This is a genomic window from Bradyrhizobium sp. (genome assembly GCF_017881085.1).
Taxonomy (GTDB): domain Bacteria; phylum Pseudomonadota; class Alphaproteobacteria; order Rhizobiales; family Xanthobacteraceae; genus Bradyrhizobium.
Genome location: NZ_JADGRI010000250.1, coordinates 1 through 8,124 on the forward strand (window position 1 = coordinate 1; position 8,124 = coordinate 8,124).

9 protein-coding genes are annotated in these 8,124 nt (G+C 57.9%); 4 read left to right on the top strand and 5 right to left on the bottom strand.

Translation table 11 applies throughout. The features are described from left to right. Nucleotides 1-40: 40 nt before the first annotated feature. Complete coding sequence (locus QZ213_RS20625) at nt 41-283, bottom strand: hypothetical protein (RefSeq protein ID WP_291687945.1); 243 nt, start codon at nt 281-283, stop codon at nt 41-43. A gap of 353 nt (nt 284-636) precedes the next feature. Between QZ213_RS20625 and QZ213_RS20630 the strand changes: the two genes are divergently transcribed. From QZ213_RS20630 to QZ213_RS20640, 3 genes are all read left to right on the top strand, one after another. Continuing rightward, entirely contained in the window at nt 637-1,221 is a 585-nt protein-coding gene (locus QZ213_RS20630; RefSeq protein ID WP_291687946.1) for a hypothetical protein, read from the top strand. A gap of 351 nt (nt 1,222-1,572) precedes the next feature. Next, on the top strand, nt 1,573-2,181 hold the full coding sequence (locus tag QZ213_RS20635) for a hypothetical protein (RefSeq protein ID WP_291687947.1): 609 nt from the start codon (nt 1,573-1,575) through the stop codon (nt 2,179-2,181). A 34-nt stretch (nt 2,182-2,215) separates the two neighbouring features. Next, nucleotides 2,216-2,596 carry a MaoC/PaaZ C-terminal domain-containing protein gene (locus QZ213_RS20640; RefSeq protein WP_291687948.1) on the top strand — a complete coding sequence of 127 codons (381 nt, stop codon included), beginning with the start codon at nt 2,216-2,218 and terminating at the stop codon, nt 2,594-2,596. Between the two features lie 15 nt (nt 2,597-2,611). On the opposite strand, the gene QZ213_RS20645 is transcribed toward QZ213_RS20640, so the two are convergent. From QZ213_RS20645 to QZ213_RS20655, 3 genes are all read right to left on the bottom strand, one after another. Beyond that, nucleotides 2,612-3,637 (bottom strand): ABC transporter substrate-binding protein, encoded by a 1,026-nt coding sequence (locus tag QZ213_RS20645; protein WP_291687949.1) that lies wholly within the window; start codon nt 3,635-3,637, stop codon nt 2,612-2,614. 102 nt (nt 3,638-3,739) lie between these two features. Next, nucleotides 3,740-4,117 (bottom strand): hypothetical protein, encoded by a 378-nt coding sequence (locus QZ213_RS20650; protein ID WP_291687950.1) that lies wholly within the window; start codon nt 4,115-4,117, stop codon nt 3,740-3,742. A gap of 33 nt (nt 4,118-4,150) precedes the next feature. Next, entirely contained in the window at nt 4,151-5,806 is a 1,656-nt protein-coding gene (locus QZ213_RS20655; protein WP_291687951.1) for a hypothetical protein, read from the bottom strand. Nucleotides 5,807-5,905: 99 nt separating this feature from the next. Here QZ213_RS20655 and QZ213_RS20660 point away from each other — a divergent pair, with 99 nt between their 5' ends. Continuing rightward, on the top strand, nt 5,906-6,802 hold the full coding sequence (locus QZ213_RS20660; RefSeq protein WP_291687952.1) for a LysR family transcriptional regulator: 897 nt from the start codon (nt 5,906-5,908) through the stop codon (nt 6,800-6,802). Nucleotides 6,803-7,294: 492 nt separating this feature from the next. Here the strand turns inward: QZ213_RS20660 and QZ213_RS20665 are convergent, their stop codons facing one another. Beyond that, entirely contained in the window at nt 7,295-7,957 is a 663-nt protein-coding gene (locus QZ213_RS20665; protein ID WP_365885082.1) for an IS110 family transposase, read from the bottom strand. Between the last annotated feature and the right edge of the window lie 167 nt (nt 7,958-8,124).

Below are 8,124 nucleotides of genomic sequence, written 5' to 3' on the forward strand. Positions count from 1 at the left end.
TCAAGGCCATGAGACCGCGCCGAGCGAGCAGCTCTTCTTGTTAATCGCTGTCAAGGAGAGTAACTACAGCGTCAAAGATTTCTTGGGCTGTTCCTTCTACATTTCCTTCGGCCCATTCCCGAAACGCTCTGGCAAAGAACCTTTTAATCGCCGCTTCGTCGCTTGAGGCACTTACCTCGTCAGTGGACTCATCATGCTCCAGCGCATTTTCCTCTATACCTAACTCTTCTAAGATCACTAACCGATCTTCATAAGCTTCATCATCGCCCTTCACCTGAGGCATTTCCATTCTCCCGTCCCGAGATGAGAAACTCCTTTGCCCGCGTTTGGGCTTGAGCACGCGGTAACGCGTAGATTTCGCGCCTGTAGCCGTTGCCCGGCTTGTGCCGGTCGGCCATGCGATCCGGCAGATCGCGCGGTCGATAAGTCATGCCAACTCGATACAGATGCGACCTGTTCAATATAGGCGGCCCAGCGGGTCGCGCCAACGTTGGACGAGATCTCGCCTAGATCGGCGGGCAAAAAGAGGAACTTCTGGAGTGACCGAAGCGGACCCCGGTTGACCCTCGCAGCCGCGGCACCTACCGTCCGTGGTTGCCTTCTCCGAAACCACGGAATTTTTCGCGGAGCTTCACCATGAGCGATCAGGTCGTCGGCGTTGTGCCTCGCTCGGCCTCGCCGGTCCGCCGCGGGTATGTCGTCGCTGCGGTGCTCGCTCTGGCAATGATGGTTCTCGCGATCCAATACGGCAGCGACTGGCTGTTGAATTTCCTCCACGTGATGACCGGCGCGCTGTGGACCGGCATCGACCTGTTCATGGGCTTTGTGGTCGGACCGGTACTCAAGCGGCTACCGCTCGACGCCCGCCGCGCCGTGATCTCGGGGCTGGTCCCGCGAACGCTGTTCCTGATGCCGACGGTCAGCATCATCACCTCGACCACCGGTTGGTTTCTTGCCAAACGAATGGGTTTTCTCGATGTCGGCTACCCGGGGTTCCATTGGGTCATCGCAGCGCTCGTCATCGTGACGATCTTGACTATCCAGGGCACGGGAATCCTGTTGCCGACGAATCTGCGCCTCTATTTCGAACTGCAGAAGCCGAACCCGGACAGCGCCAAGATTGGGCGCTGGATGCGCTGGTTCGTGGGCGTGGTGGCGATCCAGGGCACGATGCAAGTCGCCATATTCGTGGTCATGGCGAAGTTCGCGACCGGGCTGTAGCGCCCTACCCCACCTCGACGATATCTTCCGGGAACTGGTGCAGCCGCTCGCCAGGCCGCATCCACGACCGTGGTTAGACTGCTGGCGCGCGGGGCGCTGTTCACCGCGTCGGCTTCGCTTACCGCGTAAATGAGGCTAAGGACTCTGTACTTGGACCCTTGGAAACTTCGACCCTTCTCTCCAACGGTCGTTTCGTCTTCGTGCGGCGCAGGTAGTTCTTTGCTTAAGGTTTAATATCCAATCCCGCGTTGACGCACATAGCGTTGACGCGGGGTTTTTTGTACCTTGATTGAGGGCTGCAGTCTGAAGTGCAACAAGTTGCCGGGCAGATCTATCAGGAGCACCCACCGGATGATCAAACTGATTTTGGCTCCACTACGAAGCATAGTCAGATTTCCCCTATTGCAGCTCGCTATCGTGATAGCCGTGATCCTATGGCTGCAGGCTGCCGATGATAGATCGATCTTCGGCCAAATCTTTAATGGCCTCGACAAACTGGTCGATGCTACAGTGCAATTGTTCTCGGCAGTTTTTACCGTAAAATCGTTCACCAAATCCTGGCTGATATCTGGCTTCATGATTGCCTATCTCTACCTCGCCGGCTCATTGATTCTGTACCTTGTACGTCTCATAATCATCGCTGCAGTTGATTTTGTCGGACGAAGTAATTTGTTGTACTTGAGAAATGCTATCGCGCGGGAGCGTGGCATTGGGGCGTACCGCGCCTGGGTGCCGCTTGAGCGAATTAGGCCAGCCCACATCTCTCAGCAAGAATGGGAACAGACATTCGCGTGGCCCGCCGATAACAAGCCACCCTACCCTCCACTTGGGCACCGGATAATGCGCGGGGTATTGTCCTACGGGGCTATGATCCTGATTGCCGCTTTTCTCTTACAGTTCTTGACGCCTTTTCCAATTCTGACTTGGATTTTCGGATGGCCAGCCGGAAAGCCCTCGTAGCTTCTGCAGACATTGGATGTGGTATAATGAGCCGATGAAACACATCATCCAATTTACGGTCACCAAGGATGAGGGCGTCGCCGCGGAGAAGACTGCGTTCAATGGGCTCGCCGCTTCGGGATGGCACACGGCCGCTATCGCGATGAGTCTTTCCGTTCAAGTCCGGCCATTCGGGCCGCACCCATTAATGGGACTTGGTGTCGATGATCTGCGCTGGATGAAGCCGGTACGGCCCGGCGATTTGCTCCACATCGAGGGCGAAGTGGTTGAACTGACCCCATCCCGGACCAAACCGCAGGGAATCGCGAAGATCAAATGGACCGCCTACAATCAACGCGGCGAAGCGGTTTACACGTTCACCCCTATTGGTATCGTTCCGCGTCGGCCCAACCAATACATGCGAAAGTGCCAATAACGGGAGTTATCGTGCTCATTCGATCACCTCGTCTGCGCGAGCGAGCAGCGTCGGTGGAATTTCGAGATTGAGCGCTTTTGCTGTTTTAACATTGATGATCAGTAGAAACTTCGTCGGTTGCTCCACCGGGAGATCTGCCGGCTTAGCCCCTTTCAATATCTTGTCCACATAGCCCGCTGCGCTGTGGAACAGGCTCGGGATATTCGGTCCATAAGAAATAAGGCCGCCAGCCCGCACGAAACCACCGTCTTCATAGATCGTGGGAATACGGTTCTTCATGGTGAAATCAAGGATCCGGTCTCGATGGAGCCTCGTAAATGGCTCCGCGGTTACCAGCAACGCCTCAGGTCGCTGTTTTGACAGCGCAGTGAAACTTGCTTCGAGGCCATTAAGATCACTTGCGCCGGAATCCAAAAAAGCAACATTCAACTGCTCGGCCGCGAGCTTGGTTTCGCGCACGCGCAGTGCCATTCCGGGGTTGGAGGAGTCCCAGAGCACCGCGATGTTGTGAATGCTCGGCACCACCATTTGTAACAGCTCTAGCCGCTTCGCACTCAAATCGGTCGCCATCACCGATAGCCCGGTAATATTTCCGCCGGGGTGGCCGAGACTAGTAACGATACCGGTACTGAGAGGATCACTACTGGCAGCGAAGACGATTGGAATGATCGTTGTTGCCCGCTTCGCAGCAAGACAGCCTGGTGTACTGAAGGTGACGATGATGTCGACGTTCTCAGTCACAAGCGTGGCGGCAAGTTTATCCAGACGGCCGGGCTCGCCCTCGGCGTAAAGATACTTCGTCTCGACCGTACGACCCTCGGCATAGCCGAGCTCCTGCATGCCGCGACGGTACTCCTCCAGATTATCCTGCTCTGCCCGAGGGCTGGGAACGAGCCAGCCGATCCGCGGAATTTTCCGGGATGGTTGCTGCGCGCGGGTCGTCACCGGACACAATGCCAGGCCGGCCAGTGCGGCAATGAACTCGCGCCTTCTCATGGCGTCACCTGTTGCGAACGTCGGCGAAGAAAGCAGCGTTGCCAAATTGCAACAACGATGGCCGGCAACAATTCCGAGCCCGACGCGCCTGATTTCTCCGGCTGCTTCGCTGCGAGACCGCGACGCTGCACCACGTGTCGGGCGTGACTATTTAACCCACAGTTTTAGCGGAACCGCTTCCCGATCGGGGCAGGTCATCGTGCCGGTATAAGAATCGGACAATCGTCCGCTGTAACTGCATTCGACCCCGGCCACCGACAGTGTAGCATCCAATCGGGATGATGCAGCCGATATCTCAAGATGAATTTCACCGCTCTTCTCCTCCGGGCCATCCTGAGTGCAAAGACCGACGTGTTTCATGATCAACGGACCGAAATATCCCTTTCGGCCCGGAGCCGTTTCCGTAACGGTGGCGGTCAACTCCCACTCGCCGAGATAACCTGAGTATCCGATGACCTCAAGCGATTGGGCGTGCGCCGGCGCGACAAGCGCGCCCAGCGCGATCGACAGAAGGAGTGGTCTCACTGATGGCTCCCGTTGCCTTCCACCGCGTGCCACTCAGAGTTTCTTCAGATAGGCGCGCGCGTCGGCGACCTCGGTCCGGTTATCGTCCGCGCCATCGGCAATCGCGACAATTTTTTCGTAATATTCCTTGGCCTTGGCCTTGTCTCCCGCCTTTTCGGCCGATGTCGCCGCGCCGGCATAGGCACCCAGCCGGTTCGGCTCCTTCTTAAGTGTCGCTTCGAAGGCGGTAAGGGCTTCCTTGGCATTACCGCTGTCAAGCAGCATGACACCGTAAAGTTCGCGGGCCGGCTTGGGCACGCCCGGGGTCACCGGATGCTTCTCGGTCTTGTCCTCGACGTCGGCAGCGGCGCTCATCGCGTTCAGCGCCTCATCGCGCTTGCCCTCGGCGTAAAGCACCCAGGCGGTCGCGACCTGCCGTTGGATATCGACCTGTTCCGACCAATAGCCATCTTTGGCGTCACGCAGCTTGTCCCGCAACTCGGCAAGCTTGGCGATGTCGATCTTGGCGGCCTCGGGATTGCCCGAACGGGCCGCTCCGAGGGCACGCGCGAAATACGTGATCGCTTGCACATTCGCCAGCGGGCTGGGGCGAACCTGAAGCTCCGCTGCGGCCTTCCAATCGCCGCGCTCCACTGCGTAACGGGCCGGCGAAACAGCCAGCGCATATGGCCCGGGAAGGAAAGTCTCGGTGAAGCCGGTGACCTTCGTCATGTCGTCGATGACCGCCTTAGCTTTCCCGTCCTGCCCGAGCTGCAGATAGGCATAGACCAGATAGTCCATCGAATGCAGCTGATCGTGGAAATCTCCAGCTTCCTTCGCAACGCGCCCCGATTCGGTGTTGGAAGCAATCGACTCCTGCCAGTAGCCGAGCCGGGTGAAAATGTGTGAAGGCATGTGTTGCGCGTGCGCCGCGGCGGGCGCCACCTTGGCGTAGCGTCGTGCCGCCGCGAGCCCCTTCTCGGCGAGCGCCGGCGTATCGTAAAGATGGATCAGATAATGAGCGATTCCCGGATGCTCCGGCTGACGCGTCCAGATTTTCTCCAGAATCGCTGCCCCCTTGAGCTGATTGGCATAGGTCTTGTCGGCGGGTGAAGCCCCGACATTGAGGGCGAGCGCGTAATAGATTTGCGCTTCGTCATCCTCCGGGTAGCGTTGCGCCAGTTGTTCCATTGCCTTGAGGTACGCGAGCACGCGTGTGCGATGGTCGACCCTCTCGTAGTCGGCGTACATTGCACCGAGCGCATCGATGTAGTCGCGCTCGCGCTGCGTCTTCGCGCCCGTAGCGTTGCCCTTTTCGAGCGCGGCAGCACCTTCCGCGAGGTTTTTAACAGGCGGGGCGACATGCGGATTGTACAGCAGGCTCAGTGCAATGCCCCAATAGGCGATGGCGCATTCGGGATCGGCCTTTAGCGCGTCCTCGAACGACTTCTGCGAAGCCCGGTACCAGAACGAATGCTGGTACAGCATCGCCCGGTCGAACTGCCGCTGGGCGTCCGGTTTGCACGACGTCTCGAAATGGACCTTGCCCAGATCTTCCGCCGGCGCCGCAAACGCCGGATGCGCAAACGTCCCTGCCATAGCGATGACCGCGATTGTTGTCAGACGCCTCCTGAACATTGTCGGACTCCTGTCTAGCCATGATGCGTGCAGAGCCGCAGCAAATGCGCACCCTATTTTGGACGCAGCCATCCGCCGGCGGTGAGAACGCGACTATCGCAGCTTAATCTGACTGAATAAATACAGCTGAGAGCAATCGACTACTCCAAAAAATGAAGTAATAATGCCGTCATGGACAAGTTCGGTGCGATGGAAACGTTTGTGCGGATCGTTGAAAAGGGCAGCCTAACAGCGGCCGCGAACGCCCTCGACACCTCCTTGCCGACCGTGGTGCGGACCCTGGCGTCGCTGGAACGGCATCTCGGCGTTATGCTGCTTCATCGGACTACGCGTCGAATCCGCCTTACTGAGGAGGGCGCGCTATATCTTGAACGCTGCCGCGTCATTCTGTCTGCCACGCACGAGGCTGAAGAAACTCTAATCTCGCGCGAAGCGGAGCTGCGGGGGAACCTGACCGTAGGCGCTTCCGTCTTGTTCGGTCGACGCTATGTGGCCCCAGTTGTTAATGATTTTTTGCGTCGCCATCCAAAAGTGACCATTGATCTACGATTCGGCGATCGCGTCTTGAATCTGAGCGAGGAGCATGTGGATGTTGCGGTTCGAATCGCGCACCTCAAGGACTCTTCGCTCGTGGCTATCCCCGTCGGCCACGTACGTCGCGTTGTTTGCGCAACTGGGCAATACCTGCGCTCAAATGGCATCCCGAAGGTGCCGGATGATATCCGGAAACACTGTTGCGTTAGACATACGGGTTTGGCACCGCGAAGCGAATGGCATTTCAAGGTCGGGCGGCGGAATGTATCGATTCCGATTATCTGCAGGGTCACGTGCAACGAGATCGACAGCTCGTTGAGCGCCTGCATTAATGGGTTGGGTCTGGGCATGTTTCTTTCCTACCAGGTCGCGCCGCTCCGAAAAAACGGCCGACTCAAGTACGTCCTGGAACAATTCGAACCGGAGCCAATTCCCGTGCATGTCGTCTATGCACACTCGAATCTTCTATCGAATAGAATGCATGCCTTTGTTGATGAATGCGTCGAAAAGCTCCGCCGAACGAGATTTGATTGACGAAGAGCATCGAATTGGCTCGCTTATGTTCTTGTGTACCCAAGAGAAGACCATCCGGGCAATTCGCAAACGGCTCATCACTTTTTGGAAGGGCCTGATGTCCGCTGGGGTCAAACCCGGACGTCGCCGTGTTTCTTGATGAAGTCGGTTTTACCCCAATGACCGGACATCAAGGGGCACGAGCGCCATCTCCGAAAAGTGCCATGTGTGGACGGCTCCGAGTTGGCAAGAGCTTTCTTCACGTTTTGCAGCATCGGTCGGTGCAGCCACGTGTCCGGCCGGTTGACGCGGTTCATGTGACCGCTGGCCATAATGCCCTCCGCGGATCAGGTCCCGACCAACAACTCGCATTCAAGAATGCTTTGGCACAAGTGGGTTGTCTCGATCGCCGGATCGACCGGCTCTGCATTACGTGCTGTTTGCCCTCCCAACTTTCACATCACGCCGGTTGTCCGGCGCGATCTCGTTTACCGCGCAAGCGCGACGGGTTCCTTACTCGCCCTTGACCATCATGGCCCACACCATTCGCGCAATCTTGTTGGCGAGCGCGATAGCTGCAACCTTTGTCGGCCGCCGCGCCAGCAAGGCCGTGAGCCAGGGCCGATGTTTGGTGCCATGGATCTTGGCGTAACGGATGACGGCGAGCGCGCCGGCAACGAACAGGCCACGCAGATAGCGGTTACCTTGCTTGCTGATATTGCCGAGCTTGTTCTTGCCTCCGCTTGAGTGCTGCTTCGGCACGATACCGATCCAGGCCGAGAAGTTGCGTTCTGTTCGGAAGGACTTTGGATCAGCAACGGTAGCGACCACAGCAGTAGCCAGCACCGGACCGACGCCGGGAGCTTCATCGAGCCGCATGCTCACCTCGTTGGATCGGTGCCAGGCCCTGATCAGCCGGTCGAACTCCAGTATCTGCTCCTTGATCCTCCGCAATTGAGCCCCCAATGCCGAGAAACACGCACGAGCTATCTCCGGAACTCGCTTATCGTTTGGATCGGCTACGACGTTGAGCAGCTCCTCGACACCGTGGCGCCCGACCGGTGCAACGATCCCGAACTCGGCAAGATGGGCCCGGATCGCATTGATCACCGCGGTTTTCTGACCGATGAACAGAGGGCGCGTGCTACCTGGTTCGTCGGCGTGTGATGACGCGATACGGTTGGCGCATTCGGCGCGTTCAGGTCAACGTCTGAAGCGCGCTCGATACAAGACGAGTGCCCGCGGGTTCACGGCGGCGGGCTACTTCGGTGAGTGCAGGTCGCCTTGAATCCAGCGTCCGACGATCTTGGACTGCATAGGGTCTTCACAAGCGGTAAGCGTCT

Excerpts from the sequence above, each read along its gene's own strand:
- QZ213_RS20630 (WP_291687946.1), top strand. The coding sequence starts at position 637 with ATGAGCGATCAGGTCGTCGGCGTTGTGCCTCGCTCGGCCTCGCCGGTC.
- QZ213_RS20635 (WP_291687947.1), top strand. The coding sequence starts at position 1,573 with ATGATCAAACTGATTTTGGCTCCACTACGAAGCATAGTCAGATTTCCC.
- QZ213_RS20660 (WP_291687952.1), top strand. The coding sequence starts at position 5,906 with ATGGACAAGTTCGGTGCGATGGAAACGTTTGTGCGGATCGTTGAAAAG.
- QZ213_RS20655 (WP_291687951.1), bottom strand. The coding sequence starts at position 5,806 with ATGGCTGCGTCCAAAATAGGGTGCGCATTTGCTGCGGCTCTGCACGCA.
- QZ213_RS20640 (WP_291687948.1), top strand. The coding sequence starts at position 2,216 with ATGAAACACATCATCCAATTTACGGTCACCAAGGATGAGGGCGTCGCC.
- QZ213_RS20625 (WP_291687945.1), bottom strand. The coding sequence starts at position 283 with ATGCCTCAGGTGAAGGGCGATGATGAAGCTTATGAAGATCGGTTAGTG.